Below are 22,683 nucleotides of genomic sequence, written 5' to 3' on the forward strand. Positions count from 1 at the left end.
AAATGGTAGCCGGGAGTGCCCTTATCGGCAACCAGAGGCGCGATGGGAGCCGGCACGGCATTCGCGGTAAAGAACTCTCAGTTCGCCGGGTTTCGCATTCGCATCGGCTCCGGGTATGTCCTTAGCTTTCGAAAAGCCCAGCTAGGCCTTTCCGCCCACAACCGCGCACAAACCGTCAGCGTGCTGGTTGCCGAATCTAGCCGTTAGCTACCCTAGTTCTGGTCGCTGTTCCTTGGATCAGGAGGGGTTTGATCGTCCCGCCCCACCTGAACCTGCGGAGCGAATTTCGGGTCGCGCCATGAACCGGCTTGCACCTTATCTTGTCGGGTTAGCGGATATTTCTTCGCCGCCTCGCCCCCGTGTGTGCCGGCGGTCCCACCCACGCCGCTGGTACCCGCAGCGTTTTGGCCAGGATTAAGCCTTTCGTCGCGATCTTCCTCATCTTCATGCCGCCCCGCCCCTGCGGCGCTGGGATTTTTGTCTCGCTCCATTATGTCCTCCTAATTCGAGCCGGTTTTGCCGCGTGAGCAAACTTACGTTTCCTTTTGCGAAGCAGAAAACAAGGTGGTTTATTGACTGCCAAGCCTTACCGTAACGCTTCGGAAGCACGCGAGCCGACCCGTGTCTACGCCTTGCGAAGTGACTTAGCAGCGATGCCGGCGTGCTTAGCTGCCTTGGCTGCCGGAGTTTATGTTGCCGCCGCGCTTGACGTTGCGTTTTCCGAGCTGCCCGCCCCCATGGTATTCCATGCCGGACTGTCCTCCATGCCCCATAAGTCCGCTAGCGATATTGTCCTTTTCGGAGTCAGCCTTGCCGGTGTGAGGGTTTGGATAAGGCGCGGCAGCGTCGCTACCTCCGCTGGTTCCCCATTCTGCCTGTGTATTCACGCCATCAGCGGCCCCCGGCCTGCCGTCTCTAGGCATGGCTTGCAGCTTCATTGTATTCGGCTGCTGGTCTGCGTCATCGGAATTTTCCGAATATCGTTCTTCATCATCCTTGGCCCGCCTTGCCCCGCCATGATAACGCTCGAACTCCTCGTAGAAGCGGCTTGTCACTCGGTGCTTTTCGTCAGGGGACATTACCTCGCTGAGGCGAGGCAGCCAGCTGTTTTCCTCTTGATGAATATGCTGCTGAAGCGCGCTTTTGATATGCAGGAGCTTTTCACGCCACTCGTTTTCAGCCGGATTCAACTTTTCCAACGCAGAAAGCTGTATTTTCGTCATCGCATGCTCTTCATAGGCCAACGCGGCATGGCTCTTTGAATCTAATTGAGAAACATCAGGATAAACGACTGTCTCTTCTGCGCTACTGTGCGCAGTAAGCAGTAGAACGAGATCACGTGTGCAAGTTTCGCGAGCAGCCACATCCGACGCGTTAAGCGCCTCTGTGATCAAGTTCTCAATGAGCTGATGCTGCTCTACTATTGCGGCGATCCAAGGTTCCTCATCAGCGATCAGCCAGATTTTTCGGCGCGCATCCGCGCGGGCCTCATCACTGGCGGCAGGTGCTACGGCGGCGGCTATTCGGTCAATGAAGGACATCAGTCTCTCCTGGAATCCGGTATCGTTTTTACCTGAAGGCGCCGCCGGCCTGCTCACTGGCCGAAACAGCCCGCCTCTAAACTGTAATTCCTTCCGGTCCCGGCAAGTTCCTTAAACTGGGTCTTATTACGTTTTATACTAATCTTATTGATGCCGATCTATAATTTTTGGAAGATGAAGACACAAATCTGGGGCGAGTGCTCAAAGCCCGGATGAACGATGGCCTGTCGAGTTACCGGGCAGCCCCTGTCACAGTCAGAGAGAACCGTTTGTCGAACATACGGGCCCGGGCGCAAATAGGGATCGTTTGATATCTGGATCGTAGACGTTTTACATCGCAGGCTATTTTCGGCGGCATTCCTCTTCGGCGGATGTCGGATCGCCAGCCTTCAACGATCCGGGCCATGGAATTTCTCCTTTCCCCCATGCGGCGAGCGTTGAGGTGAGAGCAGGGATCCACTTGTTTTCGCTTCGAGCCCGCCCGTTCTTTGCGCCAAGTTCGTTACCTTAGAGACCTAACTTCAATCATCTTCTTCTCTGAATATCACCAGTAGCTTAGAAAACGCCTCGTTCCAGGAACCAGCAATGCTTCTGGCTGTTGATCATGAATGCATATTCATTATCTTAAATGTGGAACCGACTGCCCACTTGGCGGGCCACTGTTCGATGGCTTCAGTAAAAGCCTTTTCGGCAATATTCCGTGTGCGGTTCAGCTTGTCGAAACGAGCGAGGGACTTGTACTTATCGATACCGGCTATGGTACCGAAGATGTTCGTCGCCCCCATCCAAGACTGAGCAAATTTTTTCACGGCTTGCTCAATATACGTTTCCGCATGGAGGAGACTGCTGTCCACCAAATCCGGGCGCTTGGTTTCTCCCCGTCAGATGTTCGCCACATTATACTCACTCACCTCGATTTCGACCATGCCGGCGGCCTCGAGGATTTTCCGCAGGCGCGCGTTCATGTCATGGAAGCTGAACGAGCCGCAGCTGAGCATAAGCGGCGCGGTTTCATAACCCGCAGGCGTTACCGTCCGGTTCAGTGGGACAGGGTTGTAGACTGGCGCACATATGCGAAGGGCGGCGAACGCTGGTTCGGCTTTGAACGGGTTTCTGCCTTGGACGGACTGCCGCCAGAAATTCTGATGGTCCCATTGCCAGGCCATACATGGGGACATGCAGGCGTTGCCATAGATACGCAGGAGGGATGGGTTTTAAATGCCGGCGATGCCTATTTCTACCGCGGCGAACTGGACATCGAGCGTCGCAAATGCACCCCGGGCCTGCGGTTCTACCAAAACCTGATGGAAGTGGATCGAAACTTGAGGTTTGCTAACCAGCGGCGTTTGCGCAGCCTCAAACAGGAGCACGGCCACAACGTCGATATTTTTTGTTCACATGATCAAATCGAGCTTCAAGCCATGCAAAAGAAGCACGCTCGGCCTCCTGAAAAGCGGTTCGGTTCTTGAGAAAGACGGATGATGAGCGGAGCTCGTTATCCCTCGTTCCCGTCATCCGACGCTACTGCCCCATAAACGATTTGACCTTGCTGCGCGTGAAGTTGATGGTCCGGTGCTCAGCAACTTCCGGCCCTATTGGCGTGAGGTTCAGAGTCGAGAGCCAAGTCGATCGCTACTTCATAGGTCATCATATCTTCCATCAGAAGATCGTGAGCCGGGCTACTTGATGACTTGGCGACTACGGCGAGTTTAGGCATTGAGCGAGCGAACACCGCTAGAGCATCGAGCGGGTCAAGGAACAGCTCGACCTCATATCCCCGCTCCTTCAAATCTTCGAGATGGGGGGCGGCATCGCGGAACGTATCGGCGATTACGATGGCGCGTGGGCGGTGGGCGTATTTTCGTTTCATAAAGGCTTAATGACGTTGCAGAGGGTAATGGTTCCCATCAGCCGGATTGGTGAAGCGCTTGTGAGTGGTTCGGCCCAGAACCGGAATAGCCCGAAACCGTCGGACCCGTGCGGGGATTGTCTCGCCCGGGCAGGCAGCGGGCGATGCTGTGAAGCTAAGATCCCGCTTCGGCGCCTTGTGGAACCGCCCTTCCCGGTCTCGTCGCAAGTTTCTTACCTTCCTGCAAGAAATTCAGTCGCTCCTTCGTCACGATATCCATCTTGTGATGGACCGGCCGGGGACTGTGGTGTCCCCGGGAACCTGCCGTCCGCTCGTTTCTGCTGTTGCGCAGCTCTCTTGCAAGACATCGGGATGGCGGACGCCAACCGCATTCACAGCGCAAGTTTCGGACGTTCTCGTTATCAAATTTGGAGGACCGATCGACGGCTTTCTGCTCAGTGAACTTCCGCGGGCTATGGCAAGCTTCGCGCCGGTGATCGGACGTCGTACCTTAATCAGCGCCTGCCTCTGGTCTCGCTGGTTAAGGTATGATCAGGCTGATAGGAGTACCGCAAGCAGCGATGCGGTGAACTCGCTAGCTGCTACCGCCTACTGCAGTGTACCTTAAACAGCGAGGTTGTCGCAGAGCCATGCATCCACTGACCTATGACGACAGCATGCGGGATACCTGCTCGAAAATGATTAGCCCGAGCTGCTGAAGGACGGTCGTCTCGTACCAGGCGCTGGCTGCTAATAGCTGTCAAAACGGCCGGAACGGTGTCGCTGGTAAAGGTACGGTTGTTCAAACCGGCGATGACACCGGTTATCGCTTGGGTGGACACGAAAATGCGGAAGCGCACGAATCTCCACTGGAGACTCGCTTTTAACGTCCCGTCTATGCGGGTGCCTTCCATCGCTGAACGTACTTTTTCCAGCGATCCTTCAATTCTTCACCCTCAAGCGTATCGATTTGCTCTCCCAAAGCTCGGCGGAAGGCATCAGCCATTATACTCACCGAATTATTGGATCCGAAATCGCGCCCGATGCGATACAGCTCAGGTTCGGCAAACTCGAGTGAGCCGCTTTTTGGGAATTTCAAACTCTTGATGTCGGGAGCTGGCTTCTCCGAGCTATACAAGCGTAGCATCCCGGCCTCTTCCACTAGACTAATTGCCTCGTTTCGGGCTTTCTTTTCATTTGCTTGAACCAGAAGCATACCCTTGATGGGCTTTTCTGCATGTCGAAGCTTGATGATAAGATCGCTCAGATCTACGGAATGGCGAGCCTGTTGGTACACGCCAGAAACTTCCTCCCACGCAGCGCGTACGGATTGCCGGAATTTTGTCATCGTGCTCGACTGATTACCCAGGTGCTTTGCCAGGTCGTGCCAGCTAAGACGAACTTCGGTACCTTGGGGAATACGGGGCAGGCGGTAAGCCAGCCATGTGTATAGATCGAGCTTGGTTGCACTGTCCTTCAGCGCGACAATGGCGCGTTCGTTGAACGGGACTGAATGTTTCAACAACTCGTTGTAGAATTCTTCCGACAGAACAAAATGGGACACGAAGGTGCCCTCCCCTGTTCTCAAACCTGCATACTGATTGACGATTCGCATGTCGTTTACGGCAAAAGCACGCATGGATTGCTGAGGCACAGCGAGCTTCCGGCTATCCGTGCGCTTAATTTTACCGGCCGCCACCACGTCATCGTCCCAGCGAATGGTCCACTGGCAGTTCAGAATCCTGTCGATCTGATCCTGGACACTTGTGCGAGTGCCTCTTTTGCCTCCGGACGACGTGTTTGTGATTCCCATTCGTCGCAACCAGTTCGAAAACGAACTTCCCAGGTAGATTTCTCGGGTCCTTGTGCGAACAGCCTCCGTCATGATGTAGATCATGATCAAGCGGGCATGTCGTCCATACGGCACGCCTCGGTTCACAGAGACAAACTCGCCATTTGGCCCGTTTGGCTCCTGTCGCTCCATAGGCTGGATGATGAGAGAAATATTACCGTCGCGGCGAATAACAGGCGCTGTCGGATCTTTGGGAGATTTTACCGGCAAAGACATCGCACAAAGCGCGGAGTGCATGAAATTAGGAAGCGATTCTTCTTCCATGACGTAGCGCACTGCGTCAAAAATTCGTTTAGCCTCGGGCGTTTCCGCGAGCGCTCGAACTTCGTCTGCCGGACTGGCTGTCAGCGCATCGACAAAACGGGCGCCAAGAGGCAACGCGATCTGCGCGTCGTCCGCTCCTGTTTTTCGCCTAGCCACAGAATCACCCCTGATAAATTCGATCGATGCCGAATTGTGGCGGGTTTTGTCGGGAAAGCAAGACATTGGCGCTTTTTTCGCAATTCGGGCGTTGGAAGTGCCAAGAGCTCGCTGCTTAAGGTATATTGCGCCAACTCCTTTTCTGAAAAAATTTCTAATTCAAACCTCCAGATTTACCGGAGGAAGGATCTCCCGGAGGGAGTAGGATCTTTAGTAGGTTAGATCGCCTACCTTAAACAGCGAGCAAACGTACCGTTGCCAGCGACCAATCGTACCGTTGCCAGCGATCTAACGTACTTTAACCAGCGCCCCGTTCCGTCCTCTCTTAGTGCAGCTAGCGCTGGGGTCGGAGTTCCGGAAGGCTTGGCATATTTGTGCTCCAATAGGGACGAAAAGCGCAAATCGCTCGCTGATTGCGGTATATCTGCTAAGACCGGGGCGGGTGGGCTCTTCCTCAAGTTTCACCTGCGCCGAAGGTTACATGAGCGTGCGTACCTTAATCAGCGATATCGGCGCTTGACAGGGCTCTCACTTTTGCCTGACGGTGACCGGAAAAAGTGACAACGGCTCGCTGCTTAGGGTAGAACCGACAGGAAAAGAGCGCGGAGCTTCGAAGGTAGCCCTGCCCGGCCAGATTTCCATTGTCGCATTTCCAGGATCATCCTAAGGAAAAGTGACAAGCGAGCGGCCTCGCGTACAAATTCGACAAAACGAGGACTATCATGGCGTCCCTCCCCTCCGATCTTGGCAGCAGCACCAAGGACCTGATCACTCGCTATTATCAGATGGCGAGCATGGTTTTGCGTAAGCTTCAGGAACGCAACATCCAGCATACGCCGCCGCGTACTGGGCCGATGTTTACTATATCGCAGGCGGCAGGTCTGGTTGGTCGTTCCGCGTCGGCGATCCGGATTGCAGAAGCGGAAGGGCGCCTTCCTCATCAGGAACGGAACCTGGCAGGCCGGCGAAAGGGCTATACGTTAAAGGATCTCGACACCATGCGTCAGGTCTTCGATACCAGGCCCTGGCGCGGAGATGGTGACCCGCCGGCCGTGATTGCTTGTCAGAATTTCAAAGGCGGCGTGGGAAAATCGACGATTGCCGTTCACATGGCGCAATACCTTGCCATTCACGGGTATCGCGTTCTACTTGTAGACGCGGACGCGCAGGCTTCGGCTACCATGCAGTTTGGCTATATCCCTGACCAGGACCTCGACGAGTTCGACAGCATCTATGCGCTCCTCCAGGGAAAGCCGGAACGAGGAATCGCGCAAATCATTCGCAAGACCCATTTCCACAACCTCGATTTGATCCCAGCAAATCTGAAGTTGTATAATGCTGAGTACGAAGTCGCCGCGAGGATCAGTGTTCACGGGTTCAGCGTTTTGACCACCTTGGCGCGCGACATCCATAAGATCGCGGACAATTATGACGTGATCATCATGGACCCGCCTCCGGCACTCGGGATGGTCTCTCTCTCGGTCATGTACGCGGCCAACGCCTTGCTCATACCGGTACCGCCCAGCATTGTCGATTTTGCCTCGACTACGGCTTTCTTGAGCATGCTCGACGAAACAATGGGCGCTCTCAATGAGCACAATATCCAGCCCGAATATGGGTTCGTCGGCATGGTGATATCTAAGAGCGACGCGAATATCGAATCCCAACGCCAAATTGTCGATATTACCAATACCGTTTTCGGGCGTAGTGTGTTCGCTCAGGAGTTGAAGAGCTCGGCTGAGTTTAATAACGCGGCAAGTCAACTGAAAACGGTGTTCGACATGACCTCCTCGACGACCAATCATGCCGTCAGGACCCGCTGCCTCAACCAGCTTAATACCCTGGGTCGCGAGCTCGAGCTAAATATCAAAAAGCTGTGGCCGTCGAAGCAAGACGAAGCCTAAGGTCGATCTTGTTCGGCGTAAGGATTAGAATGGCCCCGATCTTGGATCGGGGCCTTTTTCGTATCTCGCCCTCGCCTTTTCGAATGTATGATGGTGAGCCGAAGAAAATAGTTTGTTGGCGCCACAACAGGGAAGCGTGTTTGCATAACCTGGTTGAACGGGCCCAGCCCAGCCCAGCCCAGCCCAGCTTAGCTCAAGGTCGAAGGGCCAAGCTTAGACCCCTACCCTACCCTACCCTACCCTACCCTACCCTACCCTACCCTACCCTACCCTGCTCCGCTTAGCCCGCCAAATGGGTCTTCCGGATCAAATTACCACTCCCATGTCTACAACTGGCGCGTCGCTTGTCACTCCGGTTCTTCATATTAGACCGGGGCCGTTTTGAACCTGCACGCCTAAGTGAGGTCACATGATCCTTCGCGACCCTGCCGCATCGCAAGGGGTCTCACGCTCCAAGATCTTGCAATCAAACTGAGCAGGTCCTTTCACCATTGAATGCTGAAACGGGAGACTGCGCACTGAGGGGGTCCTGCGCATCCGTTCCGACTTTCCGCTTCTCAGTTGCGGCGCTGAGTAAACGCGACGCGCGGGCAAAAAAGCCGTTTCATTCAGTTCGCCGCCCGCGACTGAATTTCTCCCATTCATGGAACATGGGGTTGGAAGCCTCGTCACCACTGACTGCACTTCGTCGCGGTGCGACTGCTTTCCCGGTTTAGGCAAATGGCAGCCGAGCCGGTGTTCGCTCCGGAGATCGCCTCGAAACCTTGACATCGATGGGTGCGACGAACTGCCAAATTGCACGGAATTTTGCGAAATGGCGGGAGTGCAAGAGGCAAGTACGCGTGCCGGGCGCTTGTTCAGAAAGGCCCGTCTCCAGTGGAGACAGCGACGCCTGCGCGCTCAGGTCAATTCTAATCGTGACAAAGATTTCAGGCCAGAAAACGCAGCGCTGCGGCGACTCACCATTTTATCTGGACGCGCGCGAATTCCGTCTCCACTGGAGACAGCCGAGTTGGGCCAGATTTTCGTGCTCTCATCTTGCAGGATTTCCTCGTGCGCGCCGTTTGTCTCCACTGGAGACACGATCCCTCGAGGGCGCCGAAGCGGGGGAAGCATAGCCTCCTCTAATTGGAAAAAGCAGCAGTTCTCCATTGGAGACAGCACGACGAAGATGAGAAGTCTGCGGGGATGCGCATCAACAACGTGGCGGGATCACGGCGCTGGCAGCATAGAAGCGAGCAGCCACTTCGGACGCGCACGAAGCTCACAATAAGTGGAGCAACTAAGAAAATTCCATCTAGGCTGCGAGTGCCGATGTTATCGGCCTAACGAAATGTGGTTCGCCGCGCTACCGTACAAAGCCAAACATTGGCGCTGACGGCATACACGCGACATCGTCTGCATACCCGGTGGAGGACTGCGTAGCGTTGCCAACGCGGTCAGTCTCACTTCTGAAATCTGGTCACCGCTCGTGCACCTTCGACTACGAATAGCCGGACCAGATCTCTGCGCACATCCTGGGCCAGTCACATAGGGATGTAACGAGTGTTCCTCCGCTGAGTGAACTAGCGCCGATCGAAACCTTGTAGGTCCATTCAATTGATCTTGCTCCAACCGGTCGTACTCACACCGAAGGGAAAACCATCACGAGCAGATCAAACTTATTGTCGCCGTGAACGGAGAGGCGGCACAACCCGCGTATAGATACACGAAGGCGGTGAGCTCTGAGGAGAGATACCGCAGGAAGATTTGCGTGGTTTAGAAGCGGCAGGCTCCGACCACGCAATAGTGGCAGTGCACGCCGGGAAATCTAGCCATTCGAGCCAGGTCAGATAAGGGACGGGCAAGGCAAAGGTAGTCAGGCAGAGCAGGGGGGGCGCGCGGCGGGGCTCAGCGAGGCATGCGGGGTATGGCAGGGCAGGGCAGAGCAGGGCAGAGCAGGGCAGGGCAGGGCAGAGCGGAGCGCAGCAGAGCAGAGCAGAGCGGCGCGGGACGGGCAACAACCAGGAGAACCGGCAATTACCTGAACTACTACCTCATCAGCCGGCAAGGTCTGATGACGAAGCCGTCTGCCGGGCGGCAATCTCCGTCAGGAGGGGATAAGCAGGACAGTGCGCGGCCAATAAATCTTTTCTGGCTCGGAAAACTGCAGTCTGCTTCGCGGCAGCCGCAACGTACTACGCAGCCCTCGGTGCTGGTTCCCATGCGGCTGAGCATAGTTTGGCCCCCAAAGTTGCAATGACATGGTTTGCTCAGATAAAGTCTGCTCAGAATCAGGGTGAACCTCTCGTGGTAAGCGTTGATCAGAAAATTCTCGTTGAAAAAAGGGATCGTACACATGGCTCGCAAACCCGGCTTTGGCGCCTCTATCGCTTCAGAAGTCGTGGATGCTTTTGCCAGCGGGGAAACTCCTGAGCTTCCGTCGGGAGATGTACTGGCCAGTCGCGGCAAAGCCATCTCGCGCCTGGGCGCCGACGTGCAATACGAGCAGTTCGAGTGGATCGATCCTGCGCTGTGCCGACCATCGAAACAAAACGCTCGCCTATATGATGACCTTACTTATGAAGACTGCGCTGACCTTATAGAGTCGATCAAGTCAGAGGGACGCCAGCGGATGCCCGCCGTTGTCCGGCGTACAGATGATCCGGAGATTCCGTACGAGATAGTTGCTGGCTCACGCCGGCACTTCGCGATCTCCTGGTTGCGGTCAAACAACTATCCCGAATTCAGGTATCTCGTCGATGTTCAGAAACTCGACGATGAAGCCGCGTTCCGCCTAAGCGATCTGGAGAACAGAGCGCGGGAAGACGTATCCGATCTGGAGCGGGCTCGAAGCTACGCAATGGCGTTGAAAGCGCACTACAAAGGTGACGCCACTGCGATGTCGGAACGGCTCGGCATGGCTCGCGCGACTGTCTATCGATATCTCGCGTTAGCAGACCTGAATCCGGATTTTATCGCGGCCTTTGGCGATCCGAAATCGATAACCGTTTCCCATCCTCGAACGATCGCGACTTTAATTAAGGAGGGGGGCGAGACTTTGCAAAGAGTAAGGGATGAAGCCTTACGGATTGCAGACGAACAAGTTCAGCTGCGAAGCAGCGCACAGCCGCTCATCCTGCCTGCTGAAGTACTAAGCCGCCTTAAGAACGCAGCAAAACCGCCGCGCCCTCTCGTGATTGAAAACACTTCCTTCACCATGTGCTCCGCGGACGGTAGTCAAATTTTCACTTATACGAGACCGACAACCAAGAAAGGCATGACTATTGCATTGCCGCCAAAGCTGTCCGCCACTCGCTCGGAGGTTGAAGCTGCTTTCAAGGTCTTGATCGAGGAATTGTTCAAACCATAACGACGGGTAGCTGGAACAAACCAGGAAACCGCTCAGATCGCCCTGTGAGGGCTCTTTGAGGGCCCGGAGCACCCCCTCGGTAGTCTGGGTCAGAAATTCAGCTTTTTCCTCTCAGCGCCTTCCGGAGGGCAATTTTTTCTGCCAGTCTCACCGCCACGCGTGCTATTTGACATCCAGGAAATCACGCGTCGGTTCCATGCCGAGAACTATGTTTGGCCCCTTAAAATTCTGTGTTGCCCCGATTACAGAGCGGGCGCAGACTGCGCCAAGCACTCTGTAATAGCTCGACGCTAAAAGAAAATCGATTATAATCAAATGCTTACTCCGAGATGTAAGCTATATCAATTTAAGTATACACCCGCACAAAGGGTTGTCTGCATGCACTATCGATAATCGTTCAGGTCGTTGAGCAGATCACCTGTGACCTCCGTGTATCTGACAGCGGCGGGGTCCATGGCCGGCAACGCATGGCAGACTGTGACGCCTGCTCTGACGCCACTTCGGCGCCCCGCCCCGAGCGTAGACCGGGCCTGCCCGCAATCGGCTCGTCGGCCTTGTCGGACGGCATCATCAGTTGCTGACCTTTGATCAAGACGACGCGTCCAGGGTCAGTCTTCGTTCCAGAATCGCCTTTACGGCCAGAGCGGCGATAGGCGGATCACGCCCTGATCAGATGCGCCGTTACCCATTCCGGAAGCTACAACGAGGACGATCTCCTTGCCGTCATCTCCTTACCCCCGACCGGAACGTATTTGCATTCGGTCAACCGCGATGGGACATGCTGAGCGCGATCAGTCGAATTCCTAAATCTTGCCAATACGGGCTTTCCTTCATTGATTAACGGGTTTGACAAGTGGCGGGGGCAGGGGAGCCGTGCCTAGGGCGGCAGCGCGCCCCTGACCGCGCGCGGGTAGGCCCGGCGCAGTGAGGCCGCATGGCGGCGTTTGGCGGCGCGTAGCGCCGCGCGAAGATCGTCGGGCTGCGAGAGGAACGGGGAGTTGCGGGGGGGGGGCATGGTATGGTCCTTGGCTAATGACGCCGGTGACGGCGGGGCGCGTCGGAGCAGCTGGCGCGCGGGGGCATCGGAGAGCGTGCGCATCAACATTGCGCGCAGCCCGGCGGGATCGGAAACGGCGCGCGGCTCCGGCGTGCGGGGCGGGGGGCAGTTGGATCCCAGGCTTATGGGCGCCCTGGCGGAGCCCTGCTCCGGGCCGGACGGGCGCGGGGTACCGCGCCGCCCGCAGCAAGGCGGCGCGGCGAGTAGGTACGCGGTGAGTTTACGCCCGCATGGGGTGTGCAGCAATACTTCGCGCGCGCACCGCCCCGAGCGCTGGCAGGCGGCGCTGGGCTGTGTCCGCAGTCCCCTTCAGCGCGGTACGCCCTGACCTGAATGGTCTCCTGTTAGCCCGTCACGGCGACGGCATTGCGATAGGGCAGGCGCACGACCGCTCCCTTCGCGCGAAGAAAGTCGAAATAGGCGCGAGCCCAGCGTAGTCGTATGCGCGCTGGTGGCTTCATGACGGCGAAGGCGGCGAGCGGTCCGGTGACGGCTGCGGCATCTGTTGGAGCAAAGATCCTTGCGGTGCCAGCAACAGGATTCCGGCGCGCTGTCAGGGACCGTCGCATAACGATGGCGGTACGCGGTCCCGGGCCGAACCGCGGCCGGGGCGGCGACGCGGCGCGGCAAAGTGCTGCCGGGTGTCATGAAGATGAAGACTAAAGCTGCGGTTGCTATACCCGCGAAAATAGTAGGGGCAACGACAGTGGCTATATGCCTTTCGCGTTGCGACCGGCGAGGAAGTGACCGGAGACCCGCCGTTTGATGCTGCTTCGAGCCGGTGCCGTGCGACACCCTCCGCTAACAGCTTTTCATTTGAGAACGATAGGGAGCCGCTTACGCTCGCAGTTCCTCGGGGACCAAACACCCCAGAACAACAGAGGTCACCTGCAAGCTTTGGGTCCAAAGGTAGGAGCTATGATCATCGAGAGATTGAGGCAAAATAAGATAAGGCCTTGATGGTTCTTTACTTCCACTCGCCAGACTGAATCGTCCTCCAGCTCTTCGGCTTTTTCATTCATGAGCTCGCCGAGGTAGCGTATTGCCATAGCCTTCGCTTCGCGAAGGCTGTTCAGTTCCACGCCTTTGAGATCATGAACCTCTTCGCCGTTGAACGTATCAAAATGATAAACCGGCAAATGGTCACTCCGGAAACTACGGAACATCAAGCCGCTGGTAATTGATTGAGCGCGGCCATGTTCAGTAAAGATATTCGCCGGCATGAAGTTCCGCTCGTCCTTCCACAGCGGAAAATAGGAGCAGAGGCGCAGTCACGATCAGCGATTCGGCGAGGCAAGGAGCACATGCGTGGTGAACAGGGCATTCAATGACCTGAATACCCGCTGCGTTTAAAGGTCGGCGATTGCCCGCGGAAACTGACCGCATATGACTGTTTTCCCAAAGGTTTGAGGGCCCAACAGGCAATCTCGTCAAGGTGTTCGGCCACTTGGTCGGGCGGATGGCCGACCGCGTTGTAGTATCGAAAAGAGGTCTAGCGACTATCCGTGTCAGCTGCGCCCGCGAAATCGAAACGTCGTTGAGATTTAGCGGAACGGTGCAGCTTGTTGGCGTGTTTAAAGACGATGAGGAGAATGGGCATGCCTGACAACAATGACAATCGAGTGCCGACCAAAACTGACTGCGCAAAAGACGGGAAAGACATCACTATCACTGAGGAGCTTGGTGGTGTTCAGGGCTCTTCCTCGAATGAAGAAACAGGGCTTCTGACATCCGAACCGGAAATTCCTTCGGGAGAAGCAACCGAAATGCCAGCTCCTGATGCCGGCGAGATTGAGTGGGTCGGAGGCTTGATCAAGAAGCCACCGGCGTCAAAAACCTGACATGCGTTACGTTGCTCTGCAGGACCAGTTCGAACGCGTCTCGCCTGTATGTGACCCCAAATATTTGCAGGGCGGTAGCCAATTACCGTTCAAACGCGCAGCAAAAAGTGTGCAAGCTGCCCGGCGCGACTGCGAGCGGTCGCGTTTGATCGTACGTCTCATCCGGCGGGCATGTTTCCAATTTCGAGGAGCGTGGGGGTAAGCAAGCCATTGCGCGAGGTAAGGCGGGAAAAAAGTTCCTCAGCGAGGCCGAGCGACCTCAACATCTAAGACTTGTTTATTACTGCTTCTCCGGCAGTGTTGCACAAGAGCTTATCGATGTAGATATCATATTAACCACGCCCTGTGGGCCCTAAATGGAAGATCTCAAAACCTCTTCAGCGTCAGGTCAGTCGCGCCATCGTTTGGAACCGACGACCATGTTTAAGGTTTGCTGTTTGGATCCGCGCCGGGATCGAGCTCGGCTTCGCCTTTCTTCCAGCTTGCCCGTTTGCCGGCGCGGAGAGATGGCGGGAGCGGCCTCTTCCGGCTGCCTGCCTGAAAAGGATCGGGAAGAATAAGAAAGCGCGGAGGCGGTCATGGCGATTGAGTGCATAGCTTACCGGGATTCGAAAGGCGGGCTTCACAGCAGCCTTGAAAAGGCCACTCTTGAGGATCTGGCTAGTGTGCTTGGACGAGTGGGTGAGGAGGGCGGCATGACCAGCGGTGTCGCGCGTATGATTTTTGACAAGCGCGCCGAAATCGAGCGAGTTTTTTCCGAGCACGATGCTTTGGTCGCGTCTGCCTTGCACGCCGGAGCGATAGCCGGCGTTCCTGACGAAAGAACTGCGATGGGTGAGAACGTCCATGTGATCAGCACGCCTGACGCATAAAAGGTAGTTCAAGAGCGCTGCTGACGCGCTTACTAGGCCGCGGTGCTGTGCTCAATTTTTTGTCAGGCCGTTCGGCACCGCTCGGACCCGATATCTGTCTAGGCGATCCGAGATTGGACTTTCCATCTAGGTATAGATGGTGAGGCGTCGGACCCCGAAGCGCTTTGCGTCCGGGGTCTTTAGCGTCAAATCGCGTGGTTCTCTTCTTTTCCAGTCTTCATCTTACGCAGCTGAGCTATGTGCGCCTCGACGATCGGGACGGCCGCTTTGGCGCTCGCCTTCAGCGGCGCCTTGTCTCCTTTAGCAGCGTAAGCCTGATGCAGGTCGAGGGCGGCCTCGTGCGCAGGAAGCTGCTGCGAGATGTAAAGGCGGTCGAAATCCGCGCCCGAAGCAGCCTGCAATTCAGCGATCGATCGCTGGGCCGCGGGGGCGAGAGAGGGCGTGACGGGTGACAACCCAGCTTGCTTTGCCGCAGTCATCGTTGCCTGCGTGGTCTGCTGATGATGAATTATCATCATCTGCGCAAACTGCCGTACTGCTGGGTTCGATGACTTTTCAAGCGCCAGCTTACTTGATTTGATCTCATAAAGGTCGCTCATTCCGGCCGCCTTCACATAGGGAACGGCCTGCGACCGTGCCGCCGCGGGCGGGGGAGGGGGGGGCGTCTGAGCTATTGCTGAACTTGCGGTAAATACAAGGGCTGCCGCGAGGACGGGAAGTTTGATCATCGTTCTCTCCCGGTTGATCTCTCGCGCAACTGCTCGCCAAACGGTAAGTTCCTAACTTGGCTGGTAAGTTAACTCAAAGCAATTTCACAGATAAATTGGCTAATTAAGCAACCGAAATTTCTGATCCCTTGGCATGAACCTCTTCAGGCTCCTGCTTGCGATACAGCCAATGAACTGGCTCCCAAGCGCTCTATGACCATCCCATTTCTCACTCGCGCATCTCCTCGGCAGTGAATGTAGGAAAGGCCGCCCCAAGCCGGGACGGCCTTTTGAGGTGTGGCCCATCCGGAGCGGGGGGTGGGGAGGTTGGAGGGCCTAATGCCACTTCTCAAAACTGGGTGGCGTTTGTCAAACTCGCGCCGAGCAGTGTCGTTCCTGGGTTAAGGCGTCCCTATCAGTTTCTTCAGAGATTTGCGCCGCTGCGCCATGCCCGGGTAAATCGGCGGCGGTCAGGAATTTGCACAACGGGCCACTCCATTCTTTTCGTCGCGAAGTCGCGGAAAAAGAACTGGATGAAGGTGGACAGGCTACAGGACCGCATCTCTGGCCGAATGTACGCGGCAAGTCTGCGCATTCTGACCGCGCCAACGAGGGGGCGGAACCCTGCGCCGGTAAATCCGCGAATTGGGCCAGGTCGACGCGTGTGAGAGGAGCGAAAGACAACCGATATCTTTTCGGCGAGATGCACCCTCTTGTACTGAACAAGCAGGGTTGCGGGGCTTTTCCCCAATATGACCAAAGAGCGCATGGATACGCCTGATCGCACCCCGCCACTGAGCATGTTGCTCGCTTATGGACCAGTGCTGATCATACTGGCAGCTGGCGTGACAAGTCTGCAATATCCAGGGATTATGGTCGCTGGCAGAATTTGGGCCAGTTCGATTTTGATCTTTCTTGCTGGCGTCGTGCGTGGGCTGTCGTTCTTTACCGAGGGAGGTGCGCGGCGCTCGCAGATCGCCGCCATGGGTTTTCGGTTCGGGTGCGGCCTTTTGGGACTGGTGCTGGTCGCTCCAATCGCCTTTCTCGTCTTGGCTACAGGCTATCTGAGCGTGCTGTCTTACGATCCCATCTCTTCGCGTTCGGGCGGGGCGCCGCGCTATTTTGAAACCCTTCGACCGCCCCAGATGGCGGTGGCGGTCGCCGGGCTCCTGATGATGCTATGGGTATCGCTAACCTAGACCGAACCAAATAGCACGAATGTGCGCCAGACACACTTTTGTTGAAGTCCGCGTGTTCCTTGTCCAGTGCCGGCCCAGCATCGGGCGTTCCACGAAACGCTCCCGATCTTCAAGGCTGCGCGTCCGATCCCGGTGTATTTTTCGGACTATCCCGGCCGGCATTTCGCCTCCCAGAAACCAGCCCGCCTTCACTATCCGGCGAGTGCTCTACCTCTCTATCGCTGGCGGAGGCGGTATTAGATAACGGCGAATAGTCCCCGCCCTGCGGCCGGAATGGTTTTGCTTCTGCGCCGGCCAACCCGCGTTCCATGTCGAATTCGCTGGCTTTTTGAGCGTCCACTGCGTCCTGAGAAGGTGGTCGCTTTTCAGGGAATTCGACATCGGCGGGTTCCTGCTCGGGACCAATCGAGGTATTATCCATTACGCAGCTCCTCGCATGGAAAACACTAGGGCCGCTTTGCTGTTCCCAGGTGGCGTTTCGCCGTGCTGTTGAGGTCGCGTTCGGCTTGTAAGCAGAGGCGGAAATAGCGCAAGCCAGTACCATAACGATAAACGAACTGCAGCGGCGAGACCATTTTGCCGAACTGCACGATGCCGGCCCTTGCGGTAAAGCGCAAAAGCCGGACTGATTTGCCCGGTATATAGCCGGGCAATGTCAATTCGTCGCCGGGGCCAGATCCTATCCTTAGCTTGGAGAAGCCAGGGTCGTGTCCCACGGGATGGTGTAGGAAGGTTTCCCTAAGAGGGTGGCCAACGTCGATCTTCTGGTAGGGTTCGGATGCGAACTCGAACCTGGAGAAGAAGACGATGACCGACGACAGAATGGCCCTTGTCGAGCTGATTGAGCAAGGGGCTGATAGCGATTTGGTGCGTGAGATGCTGGCTTTCGCCGTGGAGCGCATGATGGATCTGGAGATCGAGCCGAAGACGGGCGTGCCTTGCGGATCACGTAGCCCGGAGCGGCTGAACCACCGCAACGGCTACCGCGAACGCGGTTTGGATACCCTAGCTGGCCGGATTGATCTGGCAATCCCGAAGCTGCGCAAAGGCAGTTACTTCCCGAGCTTCCTGGAGCCACGCCGCACCGCCGAGAAGGCCTTGGCGGCAGTGATCCAAGAAGCCTACGTCCACGGCGTTTCGACCCGTTCGGTCGACGATCTGGTCAAGGCTATGGGCGCCAGCGGTGTGTCAAAGAGCCAGGTCAGCCGTTTGGTTGCCGAGATCGACGAGCGGGTGAATGCCTTCCTGACGCGGCCCATTGAAGGCGAGTGGCCCTATCTATGGATCGATGTCACCTACCTCAACGTGCGCGAGGGCGGACGGATTGTCTGGGCACGACCGAGAGCCAGCCACATTTCGAGCAAGGCGCCAATCGGGATTGGTTGCTTCTGTCTTGTGGTAACCGCAGAAGCAATTGCAGGCTGCATTTGCACGCCTCGCTTCGACCAAGGCAAAATTGGAGCAAAACGCTGGGACAGTGCGTCACCAACTCGGCTGAGATCAGCGGTGACTGCGGATGGGCAGACGTTCGGCCGCGATCAATGCGAACCAGCGGGAGCACAGACCGGCCTCGATATGACCGCAATGTCGACCTTGTCGCAACAACGTCAAAGGGTCATATCGAGCTTGCACCGCGGACATTCGGTCCGAGAAATGCTAGTCAGCCGCGAGGGATTAAGATCCGCGGGTCGCGCCAAACCCTATCCCGCCACGCACCGCGCTCAGCATAATGTTTCGCGATGACGCAAAACACTTCAGCAAAGCAGATTAATTTTTCGCGAAACCGGCGTCGCTGCAAGGAGGCCATCGGCGAAATTACGGGTGTCGCTAAGCCCAAGGTCTCGTGTTCAGGAACGGCTCGACCGATTAGTAGCTGCCGGGCGGATCACTGGCCGGAAAGCTCTCGTCGATCTGCTCGTCAACTTGGTCCCAATCGGAATTCTTAATTCCGGTCTGGGCTTCAGGGCCGGCATTGCGCACAATGCCCGAAGACCCTACCGGTCCATGATCGTCTCCTACAGACTCTTGCGGGACTGATCTGAATTTGGAATAGATCATGTATCCGAGTCCGGCTAGGGCGCCTAGTTTAAGCAATCCTCGCATGAGATGCTCCTTTGCCTTTGTACCATCATGAATAATAAACAGGCTCGCTGACCGGCGTTTTCGCTGGCGGGAGGCGAGCGCTCTTAATAAGCTGCCTGCCGCGTGCGATCGCCTGACACAAACATAGTCGCTTTACACAGTGTCCTGTGAGAGACCGCGATGTTCGGCTAGTCTGAATAGTTAGTTTTTTCGCTTCGGGTAAAGCGGTGACGGCGCCAGCGGACCTAGTTTATAAGTGGAAGCGTCCGATTTGCGCGTGTCCTCACTCGGCGAGAAGCCCATTTGAGCTAAGAGGTCGATGAGTTTCTGGCCATCAGTTCGCACTCGCGCAAGCCAATGCTCATGATCCATATGTCCGAGTGCGGAACGTTGAAACTGGCCTGCTGCACGAACGGAATCAGCGAGCATATGCACCTTCAGCACCGATTCTTTCTCTTGGCGAGAAGCTCGGTCGAGGCGGTGTGTCCGGATATCCACTTCGATACTCCAAAAGATTTATGGGCGTCTGTCGCACGGACGCCTTTGCAACTATACGTGAACGCATTTGAGCGCTGTAGGTTGCTGGCTAACCCTGGCAAAAGGTGAAGATCACCCCGATCGGTCCGAAGCTTTCAAGTTCACTAGCCGCGAAAACGGAAGAACCGCGCGGCTGCTGTGAGCGCGCCTTGCGTCGCATTGAAGCGGACGGACCAGCCCTATTGGGAAGAATTAACTCACCGGCCTATGCTTCGACGTTGCGTTAAGGCTAATAGGGCAGTCAAAAGCCTGGGGCCGCTCGAAGCGAGATGTTGCGTCCGTCCTTACAAATTATTTTTTCGTAAGGGAGCTTGTTAACACCGTATATAAAGCGGCTCCCTTCGGCGTGGAGCCGGCGGCGGGATTGGGGTTCTGGGGTGGCTCCGAGCGGGAGTCTCTTTATCAGGAACCTGCGAAGGCCTATGGCAGCGCTGCCGAGAACCGTGCTGCGCGAGGACGAAAAATCGGTCATGACTATATCCTGATCTTAAATCCTACGGCCAGCCAACTCCAAATCGTTCGTAGGTATCTCATCACAGCCGACGTAAAGCCGAACACCTTGCAAGATTGCGCGTTCGCGGCGGCGTGCGGAAAAATTCATGCGATGAGAACGAGCGGGAGTAGACAGTACGTTCTTCGCAAGGGCCGATGGCGAAATGAAAAAGGCGCGCAGCCAATCAAGCATGCGCCGCGTTGAGGGCACATGACTACGATGATTGGAACTGCCGGCTGGAGTATCCCATCGAAGAACAGGGACGTTTTTCCGCCGCTAGGGACAGCGCTTGAGCGCTATGCAAGTGTTCTGAACGCCGTGGAAATTAATTCTTCATTTTACCGGTCACACCGCTTTTCAACATGGGCGAAATGGGCAGCCAGCGTGCCGGAGCACTTCCGCTTTGCCGTGAAGGTCCCTAAAGCCATCACGCACGACGCCGGCCTTCTCGGCGCTGATGGGCTGATCGAGCAGTTTGCGGCAGAAGTGTCTCACCTAGGGTCAAAGTTAGCCGTCGTTCTGGTTCAGTTACCGCCAAAGCTTGCTCTCGATGTGTCGGCAGCGGAATGCTTTTTTAAATCGTTACACGACAACATTGAGGCGAAAATCGTTTGTGAACCGCGAAACGTCAGCTGGTTTACAGATGAGGCAAATGATTTGATGGTGCGGCTGCTGGTTTCTCGAGCAGCGAGCGACCCATTTTTGATACCACCTGCCGGAGTACCTGCGGGGTGGGCCGGATTATCCTATTGGAGACTTCACGGCTCGCCCGTGATGTACAGATCCTCGTACGATTGTGTGGCACTCGGTCGCTATGCCTGGCAAATTCGTGCCTCTGCGGACAGCGGCTCGCCAGCTTGGTGCATTTTTGACAATACGGCGTCCGCAGAGGCATTGAGCAATGCCCTTAGTTTGCAGAGCGAAATGTAACCGATCAAAGCCAGGTTTTTGATACCGCGTCCGGCAATGCGGCTTGGTCAGCGCCCCCACAGGTTTTCCGCTGATGATGCGCGAGCTGGAGTTTAACGCAGTTCTTGCCGCGCGTCAGGCGCTTCGGCCGACTTTCGGCGTTGCTTTTTGAAAGGGACGCTGGCCGAAACAAAGCCGCGCCTCGCGGGAACCCGGCGCACACGTGCAAGTTTAGAACGGAAAGCGAACGAAGGAACGGCGATATGTCAGACCATCTTCAAAATCCCAAGCTCGACGACCATCCGGGATCGAACACGGAAAAGGATCCTGGCGATTGGGTGTCAGCGGACGATCCAATCACCGGCGCCCAGGCATCCTACCTCACAACTTTGTGTGAGGAAGCCGGCGAGGAGCCCCCGCCCGAGGGCCTGACCAAAGCCGAAGCATCGTTGCGGATCGACGAGCTAAAAACAAAGCTCGGCCGAGACTGATTGATTATGGGGTCTCTAACTGGCGGTTGCTTATGCGGCGACGTGCGGATCGTGGCGTCCGGTCAGCCTCGCAGGGTAGGGATCTGCCACTGCCTTGACTGCCGCAAACACCATGGAGCCCTGTTCTTTGCGGCGGCGATCTTCCCTGATGCCGCCGTACAGATCAGCGGGCCAACACACCAATATTCAGGCCGCCATTTCTGTCCCCGCTGCGGTTCTTCGGTCTTCGCTGCATATAATGATGAAATAGAGGTACATCTCGGGACACTCGACGAACCCGGGCAGTTTGCGCCAACTTACGAAAGTTGGGCTGTCAGACGCGAGAGCTGGCTACCAACGTTCGCCCTGAAAAATAGCTTTGCACGAGACCGGCAACCGGAAGGCAGGGAAGATAGTTAGCGCCGATATAGCCGGCGATCTCATCTTCCCCTGGTCGAAACAGACCGACCGGTCAGTCCGCGCGATCTAGAAGCTTAGGCAGAAGCGGGAGGATCTCGCGGGCGAGAAAGCCTATTGGTCCGATTTCGCGGGAGAGAATTTGTCCGGCCTTTCCGTGGGCCCAACACGCCCATGCGCTCGCTGCCACGGGAGAAGCTCCTCGCGCGCAGAGCCCACCTATCAGGCCCGCAAGCACATCGCCTGATCCGCCCGTGGCAAGACCCACGCAGCCATTTTCGCAGCGCATGAGAGTGCCGCCCGGCCGTGCGATCTGAGTAATACGGCCTTTGAGCACGACAGTGCAGCCAAACTGCCGCGCAGTTTCAGCGGCTATGCCTTCGGGATCGTTTGCCACCTCCTCGATCGGCACTTTCGCTAATCGTGCCATTTCGCCGTGATGAGGGGTGAGGATCACCCTTCCATCGTGAGAGGCTATGAGATCCTCGAGGCCCCCGACGGAGGTCAGCGCTGCAGCATCGAGAACGAAGTTTCTGTTCTCGTCGGGCTGCGAAAGGAGTTTGGCAACCAACTGGTCGGTACGATCCCCAACGCTCATTCCGGGCCCGAGCACAAGACAGTCGCAGTGCTGGATCCGCTCTTCTAGTATATCGGCTGCCTCGAGTGCAATTTCCCCATCTTGATCTGCGGGGAGGGCAATCATGGCGGCTTCAGGCATGAGTACGCCTAGCGCCGTTGCAGTCGATCGGACGGTTGCAAGCTGAAGCTTTCCGGCACCTGCCCGTAATGCGGCCTCTCCGGTAAGGCGAAGAGCCCCGGGAACAAACTCAGCACCGCCGACGACAAGCACGCGTCCGCGGCTGTTCTTGTCTTCAGCGCCGCACAGCATAGGTAAAGGATGACTCGCTAACCAACCTTCTTCGACTGCCAGTGTCATCGATCCGCTCCGTTTTTTTTGTAGAAGAATTTCGTAGCGGGCGAGGCCAAGCCTACCAAGGCTAATTTCTCTCCAGCGCGCCCGAAAATTGGTCGCCGCGATCGCGCCAGCCCTTAATTGAAATATATTGAGAACGGCGGTGGAATAGTCGGCCACGGTAGCGGCGGGATAGGTCCGCTGCGGGCGGCGTAAAAGTCGTCCACCTTGAAGCCTTTCTGCTTGGCAGGGAGGACTGGGGATTTTC

General features: G+C 56.5%; 18 protein-coding genes and 1 pseudogene. 9 read left to right on the forward strand and 10 right to left on the reverse strand.

The features are described 5' to 3' along the window. Window positions 1-665: 665 nt before the first annotated feature. On the reverse strand, window positions 666-1,541 hold the full coding sequence (locus AB4Z00_RS21500; RefSeq protein WP_442047167.1) for a hemerythrin domain-containing protein: 876 nt from the start codon (window positions 1,539-1,541) through the stop codon (window positions 666-668). 608 nt (window positions 1,542-2,149) lie between these two features. Here AB4Z00_RS21500 and AB4Z00_RS21505 point away from each other — a divergent pair. Next, a complete protein-coding gene (locus AB4Z00_RS21505; RefSeq protein WP_442047168.1) occupies window positions 2,150-3,010 on the forward strand; it encodes an MBL fold metallo-hydrolase in 861 nt (286 codons plus the stop codon). Window positions 3,011-3,117: 107 nt separating this feature from the next. Here AB4Z00_RS21505 and AB4Z00_RS21510 read toward each other — a convergent pair whose 3' ends face one another. Then, the gene (locus AB4Z00_RS21510) at window positions 3,118-3,411 is read right to left on the reverse strand and encodes a hypothetical protein (protein ID WP_442047169.1); all 294 of its coding nucleotides are present in this window, start codon (window positions 3,409-3,411) and stop codon (window positions 3,118-3,120) included. Window positions 3,412-4,285: 874 nt separating this feature from the next. Further along, window positions 4,286-5,728 carry a replication protein RepA gene (locus AB4Z00_RS21515; protein ID WP_442047170.1) on the reverse strand — a complete coding sequence of 481 codons (1,443 nt, stop codon included), beginning with the start codon at window positions 5,726-5,728 and terminating at the stop codon, window positions 4,286-4,288. 656 nt (window positions 5,729-6,384) lie between these two features. Here AB4Z00_RS21515 and AB4Z00_RS21520 point away from each other — a divergent pair. Beyond that, window positions 6,385-7,566: an AAA family ATPase gene (locus AB4Z00_RS21520; RefSeq protein WP_442047171.1), complete on the forward strand. Its 1,182-nt coding sequence runs from the start codon at window positions 6,385-6,387 to the stop codon at window positions 7,564-7,566. A 2,338-nt stretch (window positions 7,567-9,904) separates the two neighbouring features. Beyond that, entirely contained in the window at window positions 9,905-10,918 is a 1,014-nt protein-coding gene (locus AB4Z00_RS21525) for a ParB/RepB/Spo0J family partition protein (protein ID WP_442047172.1), read from the forward strand. An 877-nt stretch (window positions 10,919-11,795) separates the two neighbouring features. On the opposite strand, the gene AB4Z00_RS21530 is transcribed toward AB4Z00_RS21525, so the two are convergent. Next, window positions 11,796-11,933, reverse strand: a complete 138-nt coding sequence (locus tag AB4Z00_RS21530) for a hypothetical protein (RefSeq protein ID WP_442047173.1) — start codon at window positions 11,931-11,933, stop codon at window positions 11,796-11,798. A 926-nt stretch (window positions 11,934-12,859) separates the two neighbouring features. Next, window positions 12,860-13,198 carry a DUF6894 family protein gene (locus AB4Z00_RS21535; RefSeq protein ID WP_442047174.1) on the reverse strand — a complete coding sequence of 113 codons (339 nt, stop codon included), beginning with the start codon at window positions 13,196-13,198 and terminating at the stop codon, window positions 12,860-12,862. Between the two features lie 375 nt (window positions 13,199-13,573). Here AB4Z00_RS21535 and AB4Z00_RS21540 point away from each other — a divergent pair, with 375 nt between their 5' ends. Further along, window positions 13,574-13,816 (forward strand): hypothetical protein, encoded by a 243-nt coding sequence (locus tag AB4Z00_RS21540; protein WP_442047175.1) that lies wholly within the window; start codon window positions 13,574-13,576, stop codon window positions 13,814-13,816. Between the two features lie 383 nt (window positions 13,817-14,199). Here the strand turns inward: AB4Z00_RS21540 and AB4Z00_RS21545 are convergent, their stop codons facing one another. After that, window positions 14,200-14,664, reverse strand: coding sequence for a hypothetical protein (locus AB4Z00_RS21545; RefSeq protein WP_442047176.1), 465 nt, complete (start codon window positions 14,662-14,664; stop codon window positions 14,200-14,202). A gap of 209 nt (window positions 14,665-14,873) precedes the next feature. Further along, window positions 14,874-15,302, reverse strand: coding sequence for a DUF4142 domain-containing protein (locus tag AB4Z00_RS21550; protein ID WP_442047186.1), 429 nt, complete (start codon window positions 15,300-15,302; stop codon window positions 14,874-14,876). A gap of 860 nt (window positions 15,303-16,162) precedes the next feature. Between AB4Z00_RS21550 and AB4Z00_RS21555 the strand changes: the two genes are divergently transcribed. Beyond that, the gene (locus AB4Z00_RS21555) at window positions 16,163-16,594 is read left to right on the forward strand and encodes a hypothetical protein (RefSeq protein ID WP_442047177.1); all 432 of its coding nucleotides are present in this window, start codon (window positions 16,163-16,165) and stop codon (window positions 16,592-16,594) included. Window positions 16,595-16,703: 109 nt separating this feature from the next. On the opposite strand, the gene AB4Z00_RS21560 is transcribed toward AB4Z00_RS21555, so the two are convergent. Beyond that, a complete protein-coding gene (locus tag AB4Z00_RS21560) occupies window positions 16,704-17,015 on the reverse strand; it encodes a hypothetical protein (protein WP_442047178.1) in 312 nt (103 codons plus the stop codon). 25 nt (window positions 17,016-17,040) lie between these two features. Then, complete coding sequence (locus tag AB4Z00_RS21565; protein WP_442047179.1) at window positions 17,041-17,253, reverse strand: hypothetical protein; 213 nt, start codon at window positions 17,251-17,253, stop codon at window positions 17,041-17,043. A gap of 148 nt (window positions 17,254-17,401) precedes the next feature. Between AB4Z00_RS21565 and AB4Z00_RS21570 the strand changes: the two are divergent. The 4 genes and pseudogenes from AB4Z00_RS21570 to AB4Z00_RS21585 all read left to right on the forward strand — a co-directional run. Beyond that, window positions 17,402-17,923 (forward strand): annotated as a pseudogene (locus tag AB4Z00_RS21570) (transposase); the annotation flags it as partial. 1,993 nt (window positions 17,924-19,916) lie between these two features. Beyond that, complete coding sequence (locus AB4Z00_RS21575; RefSeq protein ID WP_442047180.1) at window positions 19,917-20,636, forward strand: DUF72 domain-containing protein; 720 nt, start codon at window positions 19,917-19,919, stop codon at window positions 20,634-20,636. Between the two features lie 242 nt (window positions 20,637-20,878). Beyond that, on the forward strand, window positions 20,879-21,106 hold the full coding sequence (locus AB4Z00_RS21580; protein WP_442047181.1) for a DUF3072 domain-containing protein: 228 nt from the start codon (window positions 20,879-20,881) through the stop codon (window positions 21,104-21,106). A 6-nt stretch (window positions 21,107-21,112) separates the two neighbouring features. Further along, window positions 21,113-21,505, forward strand: coding sequence for a GFA family protein (locus tag AB4Z00_RS21585; protein ID WP_442047187.1), 393 nt, complete (start codon window positions 21,113-21,115; stop codon window positions 21,503-21,505). 52 nt (window positions 21,506-21,557) lie between these two features. Here the strand turns inward: AB4Z00_RS21585 and AB4Z00_RS21590 are convergent. Then, the coding region (locus AB4Z00_RS21590; protein ID WP_442047182.1) for an NAD(P)H-hydrate dehydratase at window positions 21,558-22,683 on the reverse strand (1,126 nt) is incomplete at its 5' end.

The organism is Novosphingobium sp. YAF33, assembly GCF_052113265.1.
Taxonomy (GTDB): Bacteria; Pseudomonadota; Alphaproteobacteria; order Sphingomonadales; family Sphingomonadaceae; genus Novosphingobium.

Coding starts and splice junctions, on each gene's coding strand:
- AB4Z00_RS21575 (WP_442047180.1), top strand. CDS start 19,917: ATGACTACGATGATTGGAACTGCCGGCTGGAGTATCCCATCGAAGAAC.
- AB4Z00_RS21510 (WP_442047169.1), bottom strand. CDS start 3,411: ATGAAACGAAAATACGCCCACCGCCCACGCGCCATCGTAATCGCCGAT.
- AB4Z00_RS21555 (WP_442047177.1), top strand. CDS start 16,163: ATGGATACGCCTGATCGCACCCCGCCACTGAGCATGTTGCTCGCTTAT.
- AB4Z00_RS21500 (WP_442047167.1), bottom strand. CDS start 1,541: ATGTCCTTCATTGACCGAATAGCCGCCGCCGTAGCACCTGCCGCCAGT.
- AB4Z00_RS21525 (WP_442047172.1), top strand. CDS start 9,905: ATGGCTCGCAAACCCGGCTTTGGCGCCTCTATCGCTTCAGAAGTCGTG.
- AB4Z00_RS21535 (WP_442047174.1), bottom strand. CDS start 13,198: ATGCCGGCGAATATCTTTACTGAACATGGCCGCGCTCAATCAATTACC.
- AB4Z00_RS21580 (WP_442047181.1), top strand. CDS start 20,879: ATGTCAGACCATCTTCAAAATCCCAAGCTCGACGACCATCCGGGATCG.
- AB4Z00_RS21530 (WP_442047173.1), bottom strand. CDS start 11,933: ATGCCCCCCCCCCGCAACTCCCCGTTCCTCTCGCAGCCCGACGATCTT.
- AB4Z00_RS21520 (WP_442047171.1), top strand. CDS start 6,385: ATGGCGTCCCTCCCCTCCGATCTTGGCAGCAGCACCAAGGACCTGATC.
- AB4Z00_RS21585 (WP_442047187.1), top strand. CDS start 21,113: ATGGGGTCTCTAACTGGCGGTTGCTTATGCGGCGACGTGCGGATCGTG.
- AB4Z00_RS21545 (WP_442047176.1), bottom strand. CDS start 14,664: ATGGACGTTCTCACCCATCGCAGTTCTTTCGTCAGGAACGCCGGCTAT.
- AB4Z00_RS21515 (WP_442047170.1), bottom strand. CDS start 5,728: ATGTCTTGCTTTCCCGACAAAACCCGCCACAATTCGGCATCGATCGAA.
- AB4Z00_RS21560 (WP_442047178.1), bottom strand. CDS start 17,015: ATGGATAATACCTCGATTGGTCCCGAGCAGGAACCCGCCGATGTCGAA.
- AB4Z00_RS21540 (WP_442047175.1), top strand. CDS start 13,574: ATGCCTGACAACAATGACAATCGAGTGCCGACCAAAACTGACTGCGCA.
- AB4Z00_RS21505 (WP_442047168.1), top strand. CDS start 2,150: ATGCATATTCATTATCTTAAATGTGGAACCGACTGCCCACTTGGCGGG.